Raw genomic sequence first — 22,108 nt, 5'->3', positions numbered from 1 at the left:
CGTCTGAAAAGTATCAAGTGCTTTTGGCTGTTTTATTTTGTACGGAGGTGTATGTAAACAAAAATCCGCCCGGACAAACACTACCCGGGCGGAAATCAAATAAAAGGCAGATTATTCAAACATGCAAAATTTTTGTATCTTCTTCGGTTTCATCCAGTAATTTGTCTTCGGCTACACATAAAATTTCCAGTAAACCGCTACCGATGCGGCGGGCATAGTTGATATCGTTCATCAACGAGCTACTGCCCCAGCCATCAATCTGTTTGTCTCTCAACAACAATAAAACTTGGCTGCGGAAAGCGGTGTCAAGCATAACGGTATATTCTTCCAAGCGTGCGACACCGGCATACCAATCTTCGCTATACAAAGGTTGGGCGGCAGTCTGCCTAAATAAAACCAAAATATCAAACAAACGTTTGCGCAAGTCGAGGTAATGGGGATATAGGCTGTGATCGGGTTGTTGCAGATAATGGCGCATATTTTTCTGCAAATGCTTACTGTCCTTCACCGTTTCCACCATATGCAATGCAGCCAATTGCGCCTGCATCATCAAATGCTGCTGTTGTGCATCTTCAAAATCAGCACGGCTGGTAAAATCCAACAACTCACTGTATACAGGCTTAATGTGGCAACGGTAAAGCTGCTCGGCGTCGAGCTCCAACGGCGGTTCCGGAGGCGGCAGTTCTTGTTCCGCATATTCGTAAAGCTGCTTAGAGGAAACAAATAAAACATGGCAAATAACTTCCAAACAAAGCGCCCCGAAATGACGTAACTCCTGATGGACTGCCATCACAGCGGTATCGCTGGATTTAAGCATATTCTTGGAAAGGTAAAGCGCATGGCTCACCGGTTCTTTTTGGGGTTTACGGGCTTTACTTTCTATTTCACTGGCAATCAACACCTCTTCAGGCTTCTCAGGCAGCCAGCGCATCAGCATATCGGCCAAGCGGTTTTGCAGTTTCCAAAAAACCGCCAATCCCAACAGATTGAACAAGGTATGAAACAATGCCAGCTGTAGTAAATTGTTCAAACCGACCCATCCGGCCAACATTTTTACTCCGCCCGTAAGCGGAAGCCATAATAATAATGACAACACGGCTGTTACCACGTTAAACAGCAAATGTGCCAAAGCCAGCCGCTTACCGCTGCGCTGGCTGCCCAGCATACCGACTAAAGCAGTAGAAATGCTGCTGCCGACGTTTGAACCGACGGCAATGGCAAACCCTTGCTCCAAGCTGATTTGCCCTCCGGCCAATGCCGCCAGCGTAAGAATGAGGGTTGCATGTGTGGATTGGAGAATGATGGTAAGCAATAACCCGATGCCGCTAAATACGGCTACTTCGAGCGCACCGCCGGCGGCCAACATAGCAAAATCGACTTGGTCGCCAACATTTTGAAAACCGTTTTTAATCGCATCAATACCGATAAAAATCAGGGCAATACCAACCAAAACCCGCCCTATCGCCTTCATTTTTCCTTTGAAAAAACCGATCAGAATGCCGAACACCAGCATCGGCACGGCCACGGGACTGAGGCTGATACTCTGCCCGGCCAAAGCCAGCAGCCAAATACCGCTGGTCGCCCCCAAATTGGTACCGAGCAATACGGCTATGCCGCCTGCCAAACCGATCAGTCCCGTACTTAAAAAAGCAATGGTCAGCAGAGATACCAACGTGCTGGATTGCAGGATAAAAGTCGCACCCATGCCGAACAACATGCCCCGCACCGGGGTTGCCGTACTCTGCGCCATCAATCGTTCTAAGGTACCTCCTGCGGCATTACGCAAACCTTCTTCAATACACTGCATGCCAAATAAAAACAAAGCCAAGCCATAACAAAGTTGCAGCCACGCCGGACTTTTCCAAAAGCTGTAAGCCAAAGAGGTCAGTAATACTGCTATCAAAACGGAGCGAAAAGAGGAAAATTTCATTAGTATTTAATATGGTCGTTTGTCATATTCAAAGGCTTAATTTTTTGAGGAAATTTTATTTTATTGTAGTCTTTTTCAAAACAGTAATAAAGCTTGCATATATAGAAACTGCAAATATGGGAAAAGGCCGTCTGAAACTTTCAGACGGCCTTTCATGCTAAAAGCACTTAATTTACAACTGGCACCCGATGCAAAACCGAACGGCAAACAGCAGGAATAACGTTCTAGAAACGTCCTTCAAAAGCTTAGTTTTTACCGCAGCAGGCTTTGTACTTTTTGCCGCTGCCACACGGGCAAGCATCGTTACGTCCGATTTTTTCGCCTTCCCGACGCACGGTTTTAGGTTTGTTAATCACCGCCTGCCAATAACCGTAAATATCCAGCAAGGTATGCGGAACTTCACTTTCTAATGCCGTCAGCTCTTTATCACTGAGGGAAAGTACGGTGCGCCCTTCTTCGTCTTCATCGTAAAACCCGGCCAATGCCATCAACGGATAAAACAAGTCTTCAAATTCTTCATCATCAGCCTCGGCAAACCAGTCGGTAGGCACGACGTCAAGAGCATAGAGATAGGCATTACACCAGCTGAAAAAATCGCTGTTGCCCTGTTCATCATCATACAAACATAACTCCGGCAGTTTTTTCGCCGCCAGCTGCTGTTTCATATCGGCCGCCCAGCTCAAAACCAACTTTTCAACTTCGGCCTTCTCTGCCTCGTCAAACAACTCTTCATCACCCAGCACCTCGGGCAGCCATTCGGCCGTATTCAAAGCGTCCGGACCGGAAAGCAAAGCCATCATAAAGCCTTGTACTTCGTCGCAACGCATAGCATTGCCGTTTTCGGCCTTGCTATCCAAAAGCCCGGCCAAACGTTTCGCAGCCGCATCATCAAATGTTTGTAATTGCATTATTTTTCCTATTTTCAAATTGTCATCGGCACTATAAATACCGCTATTTCGCCATCACATCAAACAGCCTATAAACGCCGCCGCATCTGTTCGAACAAACATATAGTCGCCGCCATCGCCACATTGAGCGACTCGGTTGCTCCAGCCATCGGAATTTTTACCGTACCATCCGCCGAATCCAGCATAGAATCGCTTACTCCGCTGCCTTCGTTGCCGAACACCCACGCGCAAGGCATATGCTCGGGCATTTCGTACAAACTGTAATGACGCTTTTCGCTCAAAGCGGTCGCCCAAACCTTGCCCTTGTAAGCCTGACGCCATTGCAATAAATCGCCGCGGAAAAGCTTCAATAAAAAATGCGCTCCCATCCCGGCACGCAATACTTTCGGCGACCAAACATCGGCGCTGTCCTCGCTCAACACCACCTGCGAAACTCCTGATGCGGCAGCACTACGCAAAATCGTACCGACATTGCCCGGATCCTGTACCCGCTCCAACACTACGCAATCTCCGTTTTGCGGTAATGCCTCTTCAGCCGGAATGGCAATCAGGCTCATCACGTCTTCGCCTTCGGCCAGGCTGGTAATTTTTCCCAGAGCATCCTTGCTTACGCACACCACCTTTTCCGGCGGCAAAAGTACCAATAAGGATTGAACCTCTTCAAATTGTAATTTAGATTCGGGAACATACACCTGCAAAGGCTCAAAGCCGTTTTGCAGATAGGTTTGCAGTAAATGTATGCCTTCCAATACCGTTTGGGCCGTCTCCCGGCGTGCTTTGGCAGAACCAAGCAGTTTGGCCAAGCGCTTCAATTGTTCGTTTTGTGCGGAAGTAATCGTTTTCATAGGACCGGATTATATAGCCGATATGCTTTTTTTGATACAAGACGGCATCGTTTGGCAAACAGAGCCAGCGGTATAAAACCGGGGTTCGGCGTATAAAGCCGCCATATCGAAACATGAAAACAACAGGCCGTCTGAAAATTTCAGACGGCCTCGTAAAATAGCGGCTTTTAAGCTTTACTTATTTTGGATAAACACCGGCAATCAATCCCGAACCGTACGCCAAAAATGTGCCAGAGGACCATACCCGCTGCCGAGATGCCAATATTGGCCGACCTCTATCGCCCCATGCAGATAGCTTTTGGCTGAGGCTACGGCAAAATTCAAATTGCCCCTATGCGGATACAAAGCCGCAATTGCCGCCGACAGCGTGCAACCCGTACCGTGTGTATTTTGAGTCGGAACACGCGCATTCACAAAACATTGCGGCTGCGCCGATTGTTGTACCAACCAATCACGGGCCTCTTCTTGGCTTTGCCAGTGCCCGCCTTTGAGCAAAACGGCTTTTGCTCCCGAATCCAACAATTTTTCGCCTTGCACCAACATCTCTTTTTCATCCGTGGCAAGCGGATTACCCGTCAAAGCCGCCAACTCACTTAAATTCGGTGTCAGGACATCAGCCAAAGGAAGCAGCTCGCTGCACATTACTTCCACCGTATCTTCCAAGGCCAGCTTGTCGCCTGAGGTTGCCACCAATACAGGATCCAACACCACAAAAGGAACGGTATAGCGGCGTAACATATCTGCCACCACACGAATACTGGCGGCATCAGGCAGCATACCGATTTTCACCGCATCAATGCGTATATCGCTAAATACCGACTCGCACTGCTGCCCAATCATCTGCGGCGGTATCACATGCACACCCTGCACACCGCGCGTATTCTGAGCCGTTACCGCCGTAATTACGCTGGCTCCGTAAGCGCCTAACGCTCCGAAGGTTTTCAAATCCGCCTGAATGCCTGCCCCTCCGCCTGAATCAGATCCGGCTATAGTTAAAACGCGGGGAAAAGGTTTCTGCTGCATGAGTTCTCCTATAATTGGGTATTGTTATCGTGAGAATATTGCATAGAGGCTTCTCGCACATTCAAACGATACATATTTAAGTTTATGTAATCATCGGCCGGAAAGCTTCCATATAAATATTTCTGCCTTCATTATACAGAAAGCCGCCTATATCCTTACCTAAAGGCATCAAAGCAGCTCATTTTCTTGAATTGGCTCTAAAATAAAGCTTTTTTAGTGGTTACTGTTTATAGATTGGCTTATTCTGCAAAAAAGCCGTCTGAAAAATTATTCAGACGGCTTTTTTCAGCAAAACATACCGCTACAATACGGTTACGCAACAGGTTTATCTGCCAGATAACCGTCGCTCATCAGCATTACCCGATCGAAACGGGCAGCCAGTTCGTCATCGTGTGTTACCACTACCAAAGCAGTACCCAGCTCGTTTTTCAAATCCAGCATCATATCCAAAATATTTTGGGCATTTTTACGGTCAAGATTACCGGTCGGTTCATCAGCCAACAAACATTTCGGACGGGTAACCAATGCGCGGGCGATCGCCGCACGTTGGCGCTCCCCCCCCGACAGCTCGCTCGGGCGGTGCAGCATACGCTGTTTTAGCCCGACCTTTTCCAGCATAGCCGCAGCTTGGCTTTCGGCTTCCACCTTAGGCTTTTTACCGATCAAAAGCGGCATCATCACGTTTTCCAAAGCCGAAAACTCCGGTAACAGGTGGTGAAACTGGTAAACAAAGCCCAAGTATTGATTGCGCAAGTCGCCCAACGTCTTCTGGCTCATATTACTCAAATCATGACCCATCAGATTGACGCTGCCCGAACTGGGCATATCCAAACCGCCCAAAATATGCAGCAAAGTTGATTTACCGCTACCCGAAGCACCGATAATACTCACACTCTGACCCGCCGCCACTTGGAAATCAAGGTTTTGCAACACGTTTACATTTAACTCGCCATCACGATAGCTTTTGCTGACACGGTTGCACGACAAAACTACATTACTCATAACGCAAAGCCTCCGCAGGTTGGGTTTTCGCCGCCCGCCAGCTCGGGTAAAGGGTGGCTAAAAATGCCAACAACAGCGAAATACAAGCAATCACCACCACATCACGCGGATTTACGTCACTGGGTAGATAATCGATAAAATAAATTTGTGAATTGATCAGATGAACACCGAAAAGGTTTTCAAAGAAAGCCACGATTCGGCCTACGCTCAAGCCCAACAATACTCCCAACACCACGCCTATCAAAGTACCAAAAAAGCCTGCAAACGCACCTTGTACCATAAAAATCTTCATCACGCCGCCGGGCGACAGACCCAAGGTACGCAAAATCGCAATATCGGCTTGTTTTTCGGTAACCGCCATCACCAAAGACGAAACTAAATTAAAAGCCGCCACCGCGATAATCAGCGTAAGAATGATAAACATCATACGTTTTTCCAATTCTACCGCCTCAAAATAACTGCGGTTGGAAAAAGTCCAATCGCGCACCCATACTTTGTCCTGCTCTGCTTTCGGAATCAGATTGGCGGTGAACGACGGGGCATTTTGCGGATCGGCCAACTTCAAGCGCAAACCGCCTACGCCGTCGCCCATGCGGTAGAGTACCTGCGCATCCTGCAAATGCGTCATCGCCAGCGAGTTATCGACCTCATACACCCCCGTCTTCACAATACCGACTACATTAAATTGTTTCAAACGAGGTACCACGCCGGCTGGCGTAACATTGCCTTCAGGCGTAATCACGGTTACTTTACCGCCGGCTTCTGCCCCCAAGGCTTCCGCCAAACCTTGGCCGAGAATAATATCGAACTCACCCGCTTTCAAATCTTTAAAGCTGCCTTGTGGCATATTTTGGCCGTAATCCACCACTGCCTGTTCTTCATCAGGAAGAATACCGCGCAACTGTACACCGCGCACTTCACCGGCGTTAGCCAGCAAAGCCTGGTCGGCGACATAAGGCGCCGTTGCCAATACTTCTTTTTTACCGGCTATATATTTGCGCAAATCCTGCCATGATTCTCCGGCAGAAGAATCGTAATAACCGATTTCCGCATGCGGCGCCACATTCAGCAACTGCCCGCGGATTTCCTTCTGAAAACCGTTCATCACCGACAGCACCACAATCAGCGCCATAACGCCCAAAGCGATACCGGCAATCGAAATCATTGTAATGAACGACATAAAGCCGTTGCGCTTTTTTGCCCGCAGATAGCGCAGGCCGATCCAGGTTTCTAAAGAAGCCATCTGTGCGGCAACCCTTTTTTAGTCAAGATAATCCGGCATTGTACCGTAAAACAGGTTAAATCTGTTTAGCGTATGGTAAGAAGCTCCCTGCGCCGTACAATTGTTTAATTATTTTTTAAAACCCTATTTATCCAAGGCAATCCCATAAAATATGCCGTCTGAAAAAATTTCAGACGGCATATTCAAACAAATCCAAAATACAAAACAGCAGAATCCGCACCTTATGCGTTCTCCGCAAACCAAAAGAATTAGTTTGGCTTGAAACTCCTAAATAAATACTACCGACAGCGTGCCTACGGTTTTAAACATTCCCCATCGGCAGATTAAGACAATGGCGGCCCAAACAGAGCCGCCGTAAAATTTATTCTAAATTTAAATACATTAATCCGATATCACAAAACCAAATTAATTTTTAGTATGGCAACAGCTTTCAGTATGGTCATGATCTTCGCCGCATTCTGCCAACGCCTCTTGCCATGCTTCGTCATCGCCGTCAAACTCCATTACTTCGGCATACTCGCCGCTTTCGAGCAACGCTACCATTTCTTCCAGAGAATGTGCGCCCTCCACCCAATCGCAAGGAATATCAGGCGGAGTGTCCGGAGCCAAAACGGCTGCCAGCCCTTCATGCCATGCCACCCAATAGCCGTTTTCCGTTTGCACGAATACCGATTCGGGATGAATGATTTCACCTTCCGTACCAGCCAACATACGTTCGGCAATCTCTTTTTGGAAAGGTAAGATTTGCATTAAATACTCCTAAAAATCGTTTGGCGGGGCATTATATAGCCAAGCCGAATATTGTTTTAAATGTTTTACCAATTACAACAAATATATCTGTTATGCCGCTTCCGCCTTAGGTTTCCGTTTGCGCGGCTTGCGGCGGCGTTTTTTCTTTACGGCAACCTCTCCGCCATCATCCCATGAAGCGCTCTCGCTACGCATACTGCTTTGCGCCATTTCATTACGCAAAACCTCATCGGCATGTTGGAAAGCCGTCCACCATTGGGCCAACGCCTCATCTACTTCACCCATTTGCGCGCGCAATATTAAAAAATCGTAAGCTGCACGGAAGCGCTGCTGCGCCAATAACCGGTGTGGCCGTGCACCTTTGCAGTATTCAAACTGAGGCTGCAATACCCAAATTTCGCGCATAGTCGCAGCAAAACGCTGGGGTACGCCCCAACCCTTTTCCATTTCATCTCGAAAATCGGCAATCGCCGAATTCATGGCGCCTGCCGGTTTCTGCCCCTGCATCAAATATTGTCGCCAACGCCCGTTCAGCTGCGGCCATAATACCGCTGCCAATACAAACCCCACCGATACCGACTTATCGGCACGCAGGCGTGCATCCGTATTATGAAGGGCCAAAGTAACAATGTTTTGACCGTTCTCCTGCGCACTTTGGCACAAGGCATTCAGCAACGGGTGAATATTCGCATCCACCCCCAATATTTTCAGCTGTTGCAAGCATTGGAGAGCATGCCCCGAAAACAGCAGTTTCATAATTTCGTCAAACAACCGGGCCACCGGTTCTTGCTTCAGGCGGCCTGCCTCATGCGGGATAGGCTCAGCCGTAGGCGCATCAACCTCGAAGCCCAATTTGCCCGAAAGGCGTACTGCGCGCAAAACCCGAACCGGATCTTCCTGATAGCGCGCCGCCGGATTTCCTATCATCACCAATTTACGCGCACGCACCGCCTCCACCCCACAGTGGAAATCTAATAACTGCTGGCGAATAGGGTCGTAATACAAGGCATTGCAAGTAAAATCCCGACGCATGGCATCCTCTTCAATACTGCCGTAAGTATTGTCTTTCATGATGCGGCCGTGCTCGTTTTGCTGAACCTTACTACCACCGCGGAAAGTCGTTACTTCAATCGTTTCCGGCCCCACCATCACATGCACGATTTGAAAACGGCGTCCGATAATGCGGCTACGGCGAAACACCTTGCGTACCTGCTCAGGAGTCGCATCGGTAGCCACATCAAAATCTTTCGGATCGATCCCCAGCAGCAGGTCGCGCACTGCTCCGCCCACCACATAAGCCTGGAATCCTTCCTGATGCAGTCTTTTCACCACCTTTTCAGCGGCAAAGCTAATCATATCGGCACGAATGCCGTGCTCCGCAAATTCCAACACCTGCTTTTGCACACGCCCGCGCCCGCCGGGCAGCACTTTGTGCAGCCATTTTTTCAACATAAACTTGTCCACCATACGGGAAAAAAGGCCGTCTGAAACGCAGCGGTTTGCCAAACGAAACCTTTGCAGGGATATCTTTATTTAAAATATTCCTGCAAAGGTTTCAGACGGCCTTAAATTTCAAAACGATAATTATACCTTAAAGACTGCCTCGAAAAAAATTTATCGGCTATAATAAGCGCCACCCGAGCCAAGCCCCGAATACTGAAGCATACGGTTAGGGACAGCCGATTTTTATCAGGAGCACACAGCATGTACAACTACAAATCCGAAGCTACCCAATTTATCGAAGAATACCTGGATAAAAACCCGCAAGAAGCCGAACAACGCCTGAAAAACCGCGCCTTATTGTGGGATGTCGAACTCAACCCCGAAGAACAGGCCGACTTTGCAGCAGCCGCTCTGCCAAAAAAACCTTATGCCTACCAACCCGACTGATTATTTCAGACGGCCTCAGTCATGACCATAAACACCGGCAATATCCACCCCGGCCTTATTGATTATCTTCGCCGCATCAGCGAACCCGAGCATCCCGCCCTTACCGAGTTGCGTAGCCAAACCGCACAGCACCGCTTGGGCAATATGGCGATTGCCCCCGAACAGGCCTCTCTGCTCGCATGGCTTGCACGCTTGATGTGCGCCGAACGATATCTCGAAATCGGCGTATTCACCGGATACAGCAGTACCGCCATGGCCTTGGCTCTGCCGCCCCACGGTAAAATTACCGCATGCGATATCAACGTCAGCTTTACCGATATCGCCCGCCAAAGTTGGGAACGTGCCGGCGTGGCTGATAAAATCACGCTCCATCTCCAACCGGCCTTACTCACTTTAGAAGAGCTGCTGGACGATGGCGAAGCAGAAAGCTATGACATCGCCTTTATTGATGCGGACAAACCGCCCACCCCGCAATATTACGAATATTGCCTGCGATTGGTACGCAAAGGCGGCCTGATAGCTATCGACAATGTATTGCTAAACGGTCGGGTTATAAATCCGCCGGCGGCAGACAACCCGCCCAGTCTGAAAATTCTGCAAGATTTCAACGAATCCTTACCGCACGATACCCGTATCATTCCGATCACCCTGCCCGTGGGCGATGGTCTAACCCTGTTGCTCAAAAAATAAACCCGCAGGAAAACATTATGAAAAAAACCTGTCTTGTCAGTCTTTCCAGTATTTTTCTAAGTGCATGCGCCGTTACGGCACAACCTTCGGCAGTCGCTCCGGATACCGGCAATCCGCCGCCTTACATACGCGAAACCAAACCGGTACCCTATCCCACCGTTGATACGCAATCCGAAATCGAACGCTTGGGCATACACGTCGCACGCATGCAACAACAAATCGAAAGCTTGCAGCAGCGCATTCAACAACTCGAACGCGCTTCATCAGTACCCGCCCGTACCGCTCGCCCCGCAGCGCGAAAAGATAACCGGAGCAATACCAGCTCCGTACCCGCCCGAACAAACAATACCCGTGACCAAGACCGCTATCTGCAAGCCCGCCAACAATACAACCAGGGGCGCTACACTGCCGCCGTAAACCTGCTCAATGATGCGGAAGGCGGGGGCAACGGCAGCGAAACAGACCGTCTCAGTATGTTTCTTCTGATGCAGAGCCATTACCGCTTATCAAACTGCGAATCCGTGATCAATATCGGCAACCGCTACGCCAACCGTTTCCGCAGCAGCCCAGATGCTCCCGATGCGCTCTATAACGTAGGCTTGTGCCAACAGCGGATGCAGCAGCGGGATATCGCACGCGATACCTTACGCAAACTTATCCAAACCTATCCTGACAGTGCCGCCGCCAAGCGTGCGGCCGTCCAACTCAACCAACGTTGAAAACACCGCCCTTCTTAAAGCGCGTTTGATATTTATATTTAAAGGAACACACCATGGTTCAAGTCGGTATTATTATGGGTAGCAACAGCGATTGGCCGGTAATGCAACATGCCGCCCAATTCCTACAGCAATTCGGCGTATCCTTTGAGGCCCGTGTGGTTTCCGCACACCGCACACCCGATTTAATGTTCGAATACGCAGAAACTGCCCGTGAGCGCGGGATTAAAGCCATCATTGCAGGAGCAGGCGGCGCAGCCCATCTGCCCGGCATGGTCGCTGCCAAAACCATCGTGCCCGTTTTGGGCGTACCCGTACCGAGCAAATATCTGCGCGGCGAAGACTCCCTGCTATCCATCGTACAAATGCCAAAGGGCGTACCGGTTGCCACCTTTGCCATTGGCGAAGCAGGCGCGGCCAACGCGGCTTTATTCGCCGTTTCCCTTTTGGCTAACGAAGATGCCGAACTGGCAGAAAAACTGGCAAAATTCCGCACCGCTCAAGAACAAGCCGTTTTGAATATGGAATTACCCGAAACGGTGTAAACCCATAACTGATAAAAAATTGCGGGCATCTCGGCCTGCACTGTTTTGATAGACAGTTAAACCGGTCTTGCCTAATACTAATGCCGTCTGAAATTTCAGACGGCATTTTTTAAGAGGATTTATAGTGATAATGCAAACAGCACAAAATATTACCCATTGAATGTTAACGGCTTAATGCCTGCTGCCAACTCCCCTGCATCGGCCGGACTTTTAAAGATGCTTCAAAATCTTCTAACATTGCCAGCTCAAAACGGCTAAAACCTGCACGCTCTCTTGCTTCCAAATTCACATAACCGCGGAAAACAAACAAATCATACCTACTCAACAAACGCCTGAACAAAGCCACCGGTTCCAAGCCCCGCTTCCGGCAAAGGTACTGATACCAATAATTGCCGATCTGTACATGGCCGACTTCATCACGATAAATAATATCCAAAACCGCACACGTTTCATCATCACCGCGCTGGGCAACTTTGGCCCGTATTCCCGGTGTAACATCCAATCCGCGCGCTTCCAACACACGCGGCACTAACGCCATACGCAACAAAGGATCAAAAGCGGTTTTATAAGCCATGTCCCATAAATGATTATGCGCTTCGAAATCACCGTAGTCATAACCCAGATCATTCAAGCGCCCGCGCATCAGGCTGAAATGGTAAGCTTCCTCTTTGGCTACCCGCAGCCAGTCGTCGGCAAAAGCTTCCGGTAACAGGCGGAAACGATAAGCCGCATCCAAAGCCAAGTTAATGGCGTTGAACTCTATATGGCAGATGGCATGCAGCATGGCCGCATATCCCTCTTTCGTGCTCATTTTACGCTGCCGAACTTGTGCCGGAGGCACCAATAAAGGGCGCCGCGGCCGACCGGCAAAACGGAAATCAGCCACTGCCCCGGCAGCCAAACACCCCAACCGCCCAGCTTGCCGGGCTTGGTAAATCTCATTTGTCAAACGACATTTTTCAACAGCGTCTTCTGCTAAAAGCACCGCTTCCAAAAACGGATAAATAGAATCCATGTTTCGTACAAAATACTCTTCTTACAAATAATCTACCATTATAGCGCAAGCCCGAAAATCATTTAAAAATCACAATGAATTTTGAATTTACATTTTTTTGCCCGCTGCTTTACCATACCAACGGCATTTAAATAAACGTAAACAGCCGCTTTCAGGCAAAAATAAAATCCTCTTGAACTCAACCGATTGTGTTAAGGTTTAGCCGTTTACACAATTTATCCTGCCGCATAACCACTATCTGAAACAACTGCCGCCCGTATCCGGCTACTGGAAATTTTCCGACAACACGCCATAATGGCAACACACATGTTGTCCCATCCAAAAAGGAGCATTATGAAACAACAACGCATCATCCGAACCTTTACCGCATTGGCGCTTACCGGTGTCATCAGCTTTGCACAAGCAGGCGCTATTGATGCGCTGAAAAAATTTAATGCCGATACGGACGGCATCAGCGGAAACTTCAGCCAAACCGTGAAAAGCAAAAAGCGCACCCAAACCACGCAAGGCTCCTTTCAAATCCTCCGCCCCGGCCTGTTCAAATGGGAATACACACGCCCCTACAAACAAACCATCGTTGGCGACGGCAAAACCATTTGGCTTTACGATGTTGACTTGGCACAAGTAACCAAATCATCGCAAAACCAAACCATCGGCGACAGTCCCGCCGCCATCCTTTCAAATAAAACCGCGCTTGAAAGCAGCTACAACCTGAAAGAAGACGGCAGCAGCAACGGTATCGATTATGTATTGGCACAGCCTAAACGCAACAACGCCGGCTACCAATATATCCGAATCGGCTTCAAGGGAGACAATCTGGCCGCCATGCAGTTGAAAGACAGCTTCGGCAACGAAACCAGCATTAGCTTCAGCAACCTCAATACCAAGCCGAACCTTTCACGCAATACTTTCAAATTCACACCGCCCAAAGGTGTAGACGTATTGAGCAATTAATATCCGCTGCATACAAAAAAGGCCGTCTGAAATTTTCAGACGGCCTTTTTCAATGGCAAAACTATCTAAGAAATAAAGCCAAGCAAATCCACTCCACCTCTTCATATAACCAAAGCGCATTTTATTACAACCAAGCATTCTTTCCCTTTTTCAGACGGCCTGTTTAAAGTAGAGCCTAACCTATTCAAGACATCGCCCGAAAAGGAATCATTATGCCCATTCAAAATCGACACCTCGATTGGCTTGAAGCAGAATCCATTTACATTATCCGCGAAGTGATCGCCGAATCGAAAAATCCCGCCCTATTATTTTCCGGCGGAAAAGATTCGGTTGTTTTGCTTTCGCTGGCAGTCAAAGCCTTCCGCATTCCCGGCCGCCCGCTCAATCTGCCTTTCAAACTACTGCACGTCGATACCGGACACAACTACCCCGAAGTCATCCGCTTTCGGGATGAAACCGTCGCCCGCACCGGCGTAAAACTTGTTGTCGGCCATGTAGAAGACTCTATCAAAAAAGGAACAGTGGTTTTGCGCAGGGAAACCGATTCTCGTAATGCCGCGCAAGCCGTTACGCTATTGGAAACAATCGAAGAACACGGCTTCGACGCTCTAATGGGAGGCGCGCGCCGCGACGAAGAAAAAGCACGTGCTAAAGAGCGGATTTTCTCTTTCCGCGATGAGTTCGGCCAGTGGGATCCGAAAAACCAACGCCCCGAGCTGTGGAGCTTGTATAACACCCGTTTGTTTGCCGGTGAGAATATGCGCGTTTTCCCGATATCCAACTGGACAGAATTGGATATCTGGCAATATATCGAACGTGAAAACCTCGCACTACCGCCGATTTATTACGCGCACCAACGCGAAGTAGTCGAACGCAACGGTTTGCTAGTTCCCGTTACCCCGCTTACCCCCAAACGTGATGGAGAAACCGCTTCGGTAAGAAGTGTCCGCTTCCGTACTGTCGGTGATATTTCATGTACCTGTCCCGTTGCCAGCACTGCCGCCACGCCGTCTGAAATTATTGCCGAAACCGCCGCCGCCACCATTTCCGAACGCAGCGCCACCCGTATGGACGACCGCACATCAGAAGCTGCAATGGAAGAACGCAAGAAAGCCGGTTATTTCTAACCACCTAAAATCAGCAGCGGTATCCTAAAAATCTTTGCGGGTACCGCTTTATATACAGCTATTGTTCATAAGAATGACCTTGCGCCTTTGTGACACACAATACTTTTGTGAAAGGGCCGTCTGAAATTTTCAGACGGCCCTTAAATATCTCTAATCTGCCCTTTATCGTTTACACCTAAGCCCCTTATCCAAAAGGTACAAACCCAACGCTGCCTCCGCACCGCTCCGCCATTCTTCATCCGACTGCCCCGCAAGGGCATAACGGCATGCATCGTAAAGTTTATGCCTCTGCTCAGGCTGCCATGCGGCGGCAGTTTGTAAAACGTCAGGCAATTTGTCTAACAAGGGAGCAGCCAAACTACCGCCTCCCGCTGCCCATGCCGCGACTTTTTCTAATATGTTTTCCGCCCTTATACCTGCCGTTTCAATCGACAACAATGATTCACTATTAGCGGTATAAGCGCATACCATCAACCACTGCCAAGATTCAGACGGCGATAAAACCCGGCCTTGCAACACACGCATCAACTCCTGTTGCAGCACCTGCTTTTCTTGCACAGATAACCATGCCAAAGAAGGAAGTAGTTGTTCAAATATCGCCAAGCGTACCTGGCCGTGCAGTTGGTTTTGCCGCAAACGCCGATACCACGCGGCACGTACCGGATAATGCCGCTCCCAAAGAGATAATGTTTCATCGGCTATGCCGTCAGGCAGCCATAAAACGGCAAATGCCACCAACAATCGCTCGGCATCACCTGCCGCGCTTTGCCAACGCTCCGCTCCCAGGAAATCCGCCCAGCACTGCTGCCGCATATCGTAATCCGCATCAGCCGCACGCACTGCCTGCAAAAGATAGTGCCTTTCACGAGAACCAGCCTGCTCAGAATAAGCGGCAGGTGCAAAGCCGGAAATACCGCTTTCCACATCAAACACAACCACCGCCGCATTTTCCTCCGCCCTTCTGATAGCGTTTTCCCAACGACGCGCACGGTATTCGCTGATGCGGCGGATGCGTTCGACTACATCGGGATGCGTCGCCAACCAATCCGCCCAAAATCTGCGCCTGCCGTCAATGCTGCAAAACATAAAATGAGCATATTCCGCTGCATGAACAGCATGGAAACGAGTATCTTCTGCCGTTGCCGCTTTATACAGAGCCGAGGCCAAGCCTTCTGTTTGCCGCGTAAACTGCACTGCCGACGCATCGGCCAAAAACTCGCGCTGTCTGCTGATAGCCACCTGAATCAAGCCCGCCAGCCATGAGCCGAACCAACCTAAAATCTGCAAAGGAATACCCAAAACGGCTGTCGGCAGAAACTGTGCATCATCCTGCTTTTTATTCAAAACCGAATTTGCCGAATCCCAGAAACTTTCCTGCGTATCACCAAAAGTCAGCAATCGTCCCGCTACGCTGATCGCCTGCAAACCGAACAACCAACCCGAAAGCTGCATATTGCTACGCATATCGCCGTTTACAATATGACTAAACTCATGCGCTACCAAGGCCTGCAATTCATTACGGTTCAGCATGCGCACTGCACCGTAAGTAATACCGATTACCGCATCGGCAGGCGTCATACCGGCGGCAAAGGCATTAATACTTTTCTCCGGCAGAATATACACCGCGGGAACGGGCATTGATGAAGCCACCGCCATTTCCTCCACCACATTCAACAAACGCTGCCCACCCAAATCCGCTTCGTGCCTGCGTAATCTCTGTCCGCCCAAAGCTTCGGCCACCACCTTGCCGCCTTTGGCAAGACGGCGCATCCGGAACCAACTGCAACCGGCCACTACTACTCCGGTGAGTAGAAAAGACAAAATAAAAACGGTTTCATAACGGCTTCGGCTATTATCGGCAGAAATACTGATACCTATAGAGCTGACCCAAGCCGTCAATACCGCCGCCAACACCGATACGGCAACCACCGACAACATATAAAACAGCAAAAGCACACCACTTAAGCGGCGTGCTTTTTGCTGATGCTCGAGAAAGCGCATACTTTACCCGTTTAAATCCAAATGTACTTTAGGCGCATGCCGAATAGCCGCATAATCATCAAAATGCAGCAAGGGAGCGTTTTTCTTGTGGCCGAAGAAATCAGCCAGCAAAGAAGCCGGAAACGTTTCGCGGGTATTGTTGTACGACATCACCGAATCATTGTAGGCCTGCCGCGCGAACGCCACACGGTTTTCCGTGCTCGATAATTCTTCGGTTAGAGCCTGTATCGTTTCATTGCCTTTTAATTCAGGATAAGCCTCAACCGCCACATTCAATCCGCGCAAAGCCGAGGTCAGCGCATTTTCGCTTTGCGCCAATGCCGCCGTTTCACCGCTACCCATAGAAGACTGCAATACGGCAGCCGCCTGATTGCGCGCAGTCATCACCGCTTCAAGCGTTTGCCGCTCGTGTTTTAACGCCGCTGCGGCTGCCTCTACCAAATTAGGCACCAAATCATGACGCCGCTTCAGCTGAACCTGAATTTGCGCCAACGCATTGCGGTATTCATTACGCGCGCGCACCAAGCGGTTGTAAATCATTACCGGCAGCACGATAAAAACTGCAGCCAGAAATAGTGTTAAGACGATACCCATTGTCAGCTCCCTCCCTTTTTTATTTTCGCTTTTGAAAGGCCGTCTGAAAACCATACAACCTTTACCAATCATCTAATCACGACTACTGATTTTATCGGAAACAGCCACTTCATGCGGATTGATACGGGCGTTATCCTCCTGCCCTAAGCCCAACAATTTGCGAAGACGGGTCATATAAGCATTCACGTCCAAGCCTCGCCCGAAACGCTGGGCTTCCCATACCGTTTCGGCCAAAGCCTCCATCATGCCGTGCTCAGCCGCCACCCAATCATCATTGAATTTCGCACACAAGCGACGGTGGATTTCGCGGATGCCCGGCGGCTGGTCGATTCCCGCCTGCTCCTGCACGGATAAATGCAGCGACATATGTAAAAAGGGATTGGTTTCACCTTTTTCGGGTGTCCACACCGTTTCCAGATAATCCTCGATATTCTCTAAAAAATGATGATATTCGGGATGCGCTTCGATAATACGCAAAGCCTTCTGCTGCAAGGCGTCCAATTCCAAAGGCAAAAAACGCTTCTGCCACACATCCGCAAAAAAGCGGCGCACGTCTTGCGTGTTTACGTCATACATAATCATCAATCCTTACAAATATTTTGACATTATAACCGAAATACTGTGCCTTCTTACCCTCCGCCGTACGCCCTCCGGTAGCGTTTTTGCCGCAAAGCGCGTATAATCGGCGATTCCTATCTGGGGGCGATCTTGGTTTCGACGGGGGTTGCGAAGCAGATGCGGGCATACCGGGGTCTCAGATTCCCGTAAAACACTGAAATTAAATAGTCGCAAACGACGAAACTTACGCACTGGCCGCTTAAGGCCTGCCGTTGCAACAGTTGGCCGATGGGCTGTGTAGGGTAAAACCTACGGCAACGTCATTTACATTGGCTGGTTTTCTGTCGGGTTACTTGGCAGGAAATAAGATTTAAGGTAACTGGTTTCCAAACAGCCTGTCGGTCGGCGGAATGGAAACAAGATTCAAATAGATTCGACTAAGTATGTAGAACGCTTTGTAGAGGGCTTTCGGACGGGGGTTCAATTCCCCCCGCCTCCACCAGTTACAAAGAAAAGACCTTGATTTCTTCAAGGTCTTTTTTTATTGTCTTCTTCTTTTCCATATAAATATCAAGGTCGCCGCCTGTTTAAAAATTTGCAAATCCGATAAAGTCTACGCCACCAGCAGTTACACCGAAACCAACGCACAGCTTCCCTAATTTTTCAGATGGCCTAAATATCGCCAAATCCTGTCTAAAAACACATTTATGCATTAAAAATAAAAATATATCTTTCAGCATGCCGTCTGAAAAGGAAAACGGAATATGAGCAGAATCTACGAATCAGATATCTAACAAATAGCTGTTGAGATGTTGCAGTCCCTAGGCGATGAATATCATCACGTCTCAGCCGCTTGAGCCAAGCGGCAGCCTTTCAATGCGCGTATTCGCAAGCTTTGCTCAACCGGTGTTGTAATAGGCTGTAGCGGCGATTAATCCAGATTTAACCGATAAACAGGTTGCGCAGGTAATACGCGAGGCGGAAAGCGTTTACGCTCAGGGTTTAACGGCAGGCAATTAGGCTTTCCACAGGATGCTGACCGAGGGCGTGAAGCTGGAGAGCTACGAAAACGGCCATACGCAAGGCAAGCTGGCTTGGCTGGTCTATTGGGATTATCCGCTAGACAACCTGTTTGCGGGTGATAAATCAACTCACCATCAAAAACCAACGCACAGAGCGCAGGCCTGATGTGGTTTTATTTGTAAACGGTTTGCCGCTGGTGGTGCTGGATGCTGAAAAATGCGGCGGATGCCCAAGCGGCCGTAAGAGGGGCGTTTAATCAGATTCAAACTTATCAGGCAAGCTGCCCGAACTGTTTGTTTGCAATACGTTCAATGTTGTTTCAGACGGCCTAGAAGCAAGAGCAGGTAAGACTCCAGCGGATCTCAGTCGCTATATGACATGGAAAACACACTCGAGCGAAAGTGAGGCACACTACAACGAGTCCGAATTGGAGGTATTGATGCAAAAGCTGCTCAGTTGGGTAACGCTGCTGGATATGGCGCACAGTTTTATTGTGTTTGAAGAGATCAAACACAAAGGGAACAGTGGCATAATTACAGTGAAAAAAAAATCAAAAAATAGCGGCTTATTATCAGTATTATATGGTGATTGTGCTGTAATTGGTTTGAACATCAAGTAAATGTTTAAATTCTTTCCTTCTATCTCCGCTTATCATCGCACAAAAAATAAAGAGTACCTGTAATCAGGTACTCTTCATCTTAAGAGCAGATATGAAATATTGGTCAGCTTCTAGCGATAACGGTACGCAAGCTTTCTTTGATTCGGCATCACTATCATACTGCCGGCCTTTGGAACGAGACAAGATAACATCGACTTATCTGCCAAAGACTATTTCACTACCAGCCTGACAACCATAGAAAGTTTGTTATTACATAGCACCGTAATTCGGGCCGCTTCCACCTTCAGGACAAACCCAAGTGATGTTTTGGGTCGGGTCTTTAATATCACAGGTTTTGCAATGTACGCAGTTTTGCGCGTTAATCTGCAAAGCCAGTTTGCCTTCTGCCTCTACGATTTCATATACCGCAGCCGGGCAATATCTTGTTTCCGGAGAAGCATAATCGGCTTTGTTCACATCCAACGCTAATTGGAAATTGGCCAATTTCAAATGTACCGGCTGGTTTTCTTCATGACTGAGGTTTGCCAAAAATACGCTGCTGAGGCGGTCGAAAGTCAGCACATTATCCGGCTTCGGATAATCAATCGGATGGCAAGCAGCGGCTTTACGTAAGCTGCTGTGATCGCTACCATGGTGAGGAAGTGTCCACGGCGCCTTGCCTTTGAAAACGTATTGCTCGAGAGCCGTGTAAATCATGGCGGGCCAAAGTCCGTATCTGAATGAGGGGCGGATATTGCGTACCTCGTAAAGCTCACGGTAAAGCCAGCTTTGTTTGAACAATTCGTTCAAGCCCGAAGCCTCCTTACCGCTTTCTATTTCAACGCTCTCGCCTAATACGCCAAATACGGCCTCTGCCGCCAGCATTCCGGATTTCATGGCGGTATGAATGCCTTTAATCCTCGGTACATTCAAAAAGCCTGCACAATCGCCCGCCAATACGCCACCTTTAAAACTGAGTTTGGGCAAACTCTGCAAGCCTCCTTCGCTTAAGGCTCGAGCTCCGTAAGCAATGCGGCGCCCGCCTTCGAAGGTTTTGCGTATTTCAGGGTGTGTTTTAAAACGTTGTAATTCTTCAAACGGCGATAAATAGGGATTTTGATAATCCAAGCCAACTACAAATCCTACGGCTACCTGGTTATTATCCAAATGATAAATAAACGAACCGCCATAGGTTTGGTTGTCCAAAGGCCATCCTATCGTATGGATAACCAAACCCGGCTTGCATTGTGCTTCGGGGACTTCCCAGATTTCTTTAATACCGATACCGTAAGTTTGCGGCTGGCTGTCTCGATCCAAGGCAAAACGCTTAATCACCTGCTTGGTTAACGAACCACGGCAACCTTCGCTGAAAATAGTTTGCTGCGCCCATAATTCCATACCGGGCTGGTAATTTGCCGTGGGTTGACCGTCTTTACCGATACCCATATCACCGGTCGCAATACCTTTTACAGAACCGTCTTCGTGATAAAGTATTTCCGAAGCGGCAAACCCGGGATAAATTTCCACGCCCAAACTCTCGGCTTGTTCGGCCAGCCAGCGTGTTAACTGCCCTAAGCTGATGATGTAGTTGCCATGGTTTTGAAAACTGGGCGGGGTAATTAATTTATGTGCTTTTTGGGCTGTGAGAAATAATACCTTGTCTTCGGTAACGCTACGGGTAAGCGGCGCGCCCTGCTCTTTCCAATCCGGCAGTAGCTCGGTAAGGCTTTTCGGATCAATTACGGCACCGGATAAAATATGCGCACCAACTTCGGAGCCTTTTTCTACAACGCAAACACTGATCTCACGGCCTGCTTTTTCAGCCAACTGTTTGAGCTTGATGGCTGCACTTAAGCCTGAAGGCCCTGCCCCGACAATTACAACATCATATTGCATGCTGTCACGTTGGATTGTTTCGGTCATTGGTTAGATTCCTGAATTTTAATATTTGTTTTGCCGCTGCCTATTTGTGAAACTCTGGCAATAAGTTTAATATCAGATAATATATTTTACGCGATCATGAATAAAGTAAAGCCGTCTGAAAAATATAGCAAGATAGCGGCATGGTCAATAAACGGTTTTTAAGCTCTACTTTTTATCCGCAAGCCACATCAAGCTTAGCAGTATCTTTTCTTTTGTAGTGAACGAAAGCATAACGGATGTTTTTACTGCTTTGATATACCTCTCGGGAAACTTCTTCCCATTCTTTACGGGAAATTTCCGGAAAAAACGCATCGCCCTGCACATCCAAATCCACTTCGGTAATTCTTAAATCGGTTGCAAACGGCAGGCTCTGGCGATAAATCTGCTCCCCCCCCATCACAATGATTTCTTCAGCATGCAAACATTTTTCAAAAGCCTCCCGAAGGCTAGCTGCAATTTCCGCCTCTTCAGCAATATAACCTGCCTGCCTGCTGATAACAATATTACGCCTACCCGGCAATGGCTTTTTAGGCAGCGATTCCCATGTTTTCCTACCCATAACAACCGGTTTGCCGAGAGTATATTGTTTGAAAAAAGCAAAGTCTTCGGGCAAATGCCACGGCATACTGTTATTAATACCGATACAGCGGTGCGCCGCATAAGCGGCAATCAAAGTAATTTTAGGCATATTATTTGTTTCTCTAATCTTTTCAGACGGCATCTTAATCCGACTGTATTGTAAAGGTAAAGTTAGAAAGTAAACCTATTTAGAA

Annotated in this window: 23 protein-coding genes and 1 other RNA gene; 9 read left to right on the top strand and 15 right to left on the bottom strand. The window is 48.6% G+C overall.

Translation table 11 applies throughout. From position 1 onward, the window contains the following. Positions 1-115: 115 nt before the first annotated feature. The 8 genes from LVJ86_RS03550 to LVJ86_RS03515 all read right to left on the bottom strand — a co-directional run bounded on the left by LVJ86_RS03550 (position 116) and on the right by LVJ86_RS03515 (position 9,153). Positions 116-1,930: a Na/Pi cotransporter family protein gene (locus LVJ86_RS03550; RefSeq protein WP_047761833.1), complete on the bottom strand. Its 1,815-nt coding sequence runs from the start codon at positions 1,928-1,930 to the stop codon at positions 116-118. A 245-nt stretch (positions 1,931-2,175) separates the two neighbouring features. Continuing rightward, complete coding sequence (locus LVJ86_RS03545; protein ID WP_047761834.1) at positions 2,176-2,838, bottom strand: UPF0149 family protein; 663 nt, start codon at positions 2,836-2,838, stop codon at positions 2,176-2,178. A gap of 68 nt (positions 2,839-2,906) precedes the next feature. After that, the gene (locus tag LVJ86_RS03540; protein WP_047761835.1) at positions 2,907-3,683 is read right to left on the bottom strand and encodes a TrmH family RNA methyltransferase; all 777 of its coding nucleotides are present in this window, start codon (positions 3,681-3,683) and stop codon (positions 2,907-2,909) included. A gap of 201 nt (positions 3,684-3,884) precedes the next feature. Beyond that, on the bottom strand, positions 3,885-4,706 hold the full coding sequence (gene thiD, locus LVJ86_RS03535) for a bifunctional hydroxymethylpyrimidine kinase/phosphomethylpyrimidine kinase (RefSeq protein WP_047761836.1): 822 nt from the start codon (positions 4,704-4,706) through the stop codon (positions 3,885-3,887). A 312-nt stretch (positions 4,707-5,018) separates the two neighbouring features. Continuing rightward, positions 5,019-5,708 carry a lipoprotein-releasing ABC transporter ATP-binding protein LolD gene (lolD, locus tag LVJ86_RS03530; RefSeq protein WP_047761837.1) on the bottom strand — a complete coding sequence of 230 codons (690 nt, stop codon included), beginning with the start codon at positions 5,706-5,708 and terminating at the stop codon, positions 5,019-5,021. Further along, complete coding sequence (locus tag LVJ86_RS03525; protein WP_047761838.1) at positions 5,701-6,951, bottom strand: lipoprotein-releasing ABC transporter permease subunit; 1,251 nt, start codon at positions 6,949-6,951, stop codon at positions 5,701-5,703. Before LVJ86_RS03525 ends, lolD begins: the two co-directional genes overlap by 8 nt. A gap of 405 nt (positions 6,952-7,356) precedes the next feature. Beyond that, positions 7,357-7,701 carry a hypothetical protein gene (locus tag LVJ86_RS03520; protein ID WP_047761839.1) on the bottom strand — a complete coding sequence of 115 codons (345 nt, stop codon included), beginning with the start codon at positions 7,699-7,701 and terminating at the stop codon, positions 7,357-7,359. Positions 7,702-7,791: 90 nt separating this feature from the next. Then, a complete protein-coding gene (locus LVJ86_RS03515) occupies positions 7,792-9,153 on the bottom strand; it encodes a polynucleotide adenylyltransferase PcnB (protein WP_047761853.1) in 1,362 nt (453 codons plus the stop codon). Between the two features lie 252 nt (positions 9,154-9,405). On the opposite strand from LVJ86_RS03515, the gene LVJ86_RS03510 reads away from it, so the two are divergent. Genes LVJ86_RS03510 through purE form a run of 4 tightly spaced genes read left to right on the top strand, consistent with a single transcriptional unit; the run spans position 9,406 to position 11,542 of the window. Next, positions 9,406-9,591: a DUF3460 family protein gene (locus LVJ86_RS03510; RefSeq protein WP_047761840.1), complete on the top strand. Its 186-nt coding sequence runs from the start codon at positions 9,406-9,408 to the stop codon at positions 9,589-9,591. Between the two features lie 21 nt (positions 9,592-9,612). Beyond that, complete coding sequence (locus LVJ86_RS03505) at positions 9,613-10,281, top strand: class I SAM-dependent methyltransferase (protein WP_047761841.1); 669 nt, start codon at positions 9,613-9,615, stop codon at positions 10,279-10,281. A 17-nt stretch (positions 10,282-10,298) separates the two neighbouring features. Beyond that, entirely contained in the window at positions 10,299-11,000 is a 702-nt protein-coding gene (locus LVJ86_RS03500) for a tetratricopeptide repeat protein (protein ID WP_047761842.1), read from the top strand. Positions 11,001-11,053: 53 nt separating this feature from the next. Continuing rightward, entirely contained in the window at positions 11,054-11,542 is a 489-nt protein-coding gene (gene purE / locus LVJ86_RS03495; protein ID WP_047761843.1) for a 5-(carboxyamino)imidazole ribonucleotide mutase, read from the top strand. A gap of 163 nt (positions 11,543-11,705) precedes the next feature. Here purE and LVJ86_RS03490 read toward each other — a convergent pair whose 3' ends face one another. Beyond that, positions 11,706-12,557 carry a ferritin-like domain-containing protein gene (locus LVJ86_RS03490; RefSeq protein ID WP_047761844.1) on the bottom strand — a complete coding sequence of 284 codons (852 nt, stop codon included), beginning with the start codon at positions 12,555-12,557 and terminating at the stop codon, positions 11,706-11,708. Between the two features lie 62 nt (positions 12,558-12,619). After that, positions 12,620-12,739, bottom strand: coding sequence for a hypothetical protein (locus tag LVJ86_RS11070; protein ID WP_414629269.1), 120 nt, complete (start codon positions 12,737-12,739; stop codon positions 12,620-12,622). Positions 12,740-12,890: 151 nt separating this feature from the next. Here LVJ86_RS11070 and lolA point away from each other — a divergent pair, with 151 nt between their 5' ends. Then, a complete protein-coding gene (lolA, locus tag LVJ86_RS03485; protein ID WP_047761845.1) occupies positions 12,891-13,511 on the top strand; it encodes an outer membrane lipoprotein periplasmic chaperone LolA in 621 nt (206 codons plus the stop codon). A gap of 212 nt (positions 13,512-13,723) precedes the next feature. Next, positions 13,724-14,638 carry a sulfate adenylyltransferase subunit CysD gene (cysD, locus tag LVJ86_RS03480; protein WP_047761846.1) on the top strand — a complete coding sequence of 305 codons (915 nt, stop codon included), beginning with the start codon at positions 13,724-13,726 and terminating at the stop codon, positions 14,636-14,638. 162 nt (positions 14,639-14,800) lie between these two features. Here cysD and LVJ86_RS03475 read toward each other — a convergent pair whose 3' ends face one another. The 3 genes from LVJ86_RS03475 to LVJ86_RS03465 all read right to left on the bottom strand — a co-directional run bounded on the left by LVJ86_RS03475 (position 14,801) and on the right by LVJ86_RS03465 (position 17,809). Continuing rightward, positions 14,801-16,639, bottom strand: coding sequence for a M48 family metalloprotease (locus LVJ86_RS03475; protein WP_053008370.1), 1,839 nt, complete (start codon positions 16,637-16,639; stop codon positions 14,801-14,803). A gap of 3 nt (positions 16,640-16,642) precedes the next feature. Continuing rightward, positions 16,643-17,233, bottom strand: coding sequence for a LemA family protein (locus LVJ86_RS03470; RefSeq protein WP_200900183.1), 591 nt, complete (start codon positions 17,231-17,233; stop codon positions 16,643-16,645). 72 nt (positions 17,234-17,305) lie between these two features. Continuing rightward, positions 17,306-17,809, bottom strand: coding sequence for a DUF1841 family protein (locus LVJ86_RS03465; protein WP_047761847.1), 504 nt, complete (start codon positions 17,807-17,809; stop codon positions 17,306-17,308). Positions 17,810-17,931: 122 nt separating this feature from the next. On the opposite strand from LVJ86_RS03465, the gene ssrA reads away from it, so the two are divergent. The 3 genes from ssrA to LVJ86_RS03450 all read left to right on the top strand — a co-directional run bounded on the left by ssrA (position 17,932) and on the right by LVJ86_RS03450 (position 19,433). Continuing rightward, positions 17,932-18,293, top strand: a transfer-messenger RNA (tmRNA) gene (gene ssrA / locus LVJ86_RS03460). A gap of 636 nt (positions 18,294-18,929) precedes the next feature. After that, positions 18,930-19,070: a type I restriction endonuclease gene (locus LVJ86_RS03455; RefSeq protein WP_235284630.1), complete on the top strand. Its 141-nt coding sequence runs from the start codon at positions 18,930-18,932 to the stop codon at positions 19,068-19,070. 117 nt (positions 19,071-19,187) lie between these two features. Beyond that, complete coding sequence (locus LVJ86_RS03450; RefSeq protein WP_047761848.1) at positions 19,188-19,433, top strand: hypothetical protein; 246 nt, start codon at positions 19,188-19,190, stop codon at positions 19,431-19,433. 249 nt (positions 19,434-19,682) lie between these two features. Here the strand turns inward: LVJ86_RS03450 and LVJ86_RS03445 are convergent, their stop codons facing one another. Then, on the bottom strand, positions 19,683-21,335 hold the full coding sequence (locus LVJ86_RS03445; RefSeq protein ID WP_047761849.1) for an electron transfer flavoprotein-ubiquinone oxidoreductase: 1,653 nt from the start codon (positions 21,333-21,335) through the stop codon (positions 19,683-19,685). A gap of 172 nt (positions 21,336-21,507) precedes the next feature. Next, positions 21,508-22,023, bottom strand: a complete 516-nt coding sequence (locus LVJ86_RS03440) for a dihydrofolate reductase (protein ID WP_047761850.1) — start codon at positions 22,021-22,023, stop codon at positions 21,508-21,510. Positions 22,024-22,108 lie beyond the last annotated feature (85 nt).

The sequence above is a fragment of the Neisseria arctica genome, from assembly GCF_022870905.1.
Taxonomy (GTDB): Bacteria; Pseudomonadota; Gammaproteobacteria; order Burkholderiales; family Neisseriaceae; genus Neisseria; species Neisseria arctica.
This window is presented reverse-complemented; position numbering and strand designations above follow the sequence as displayed.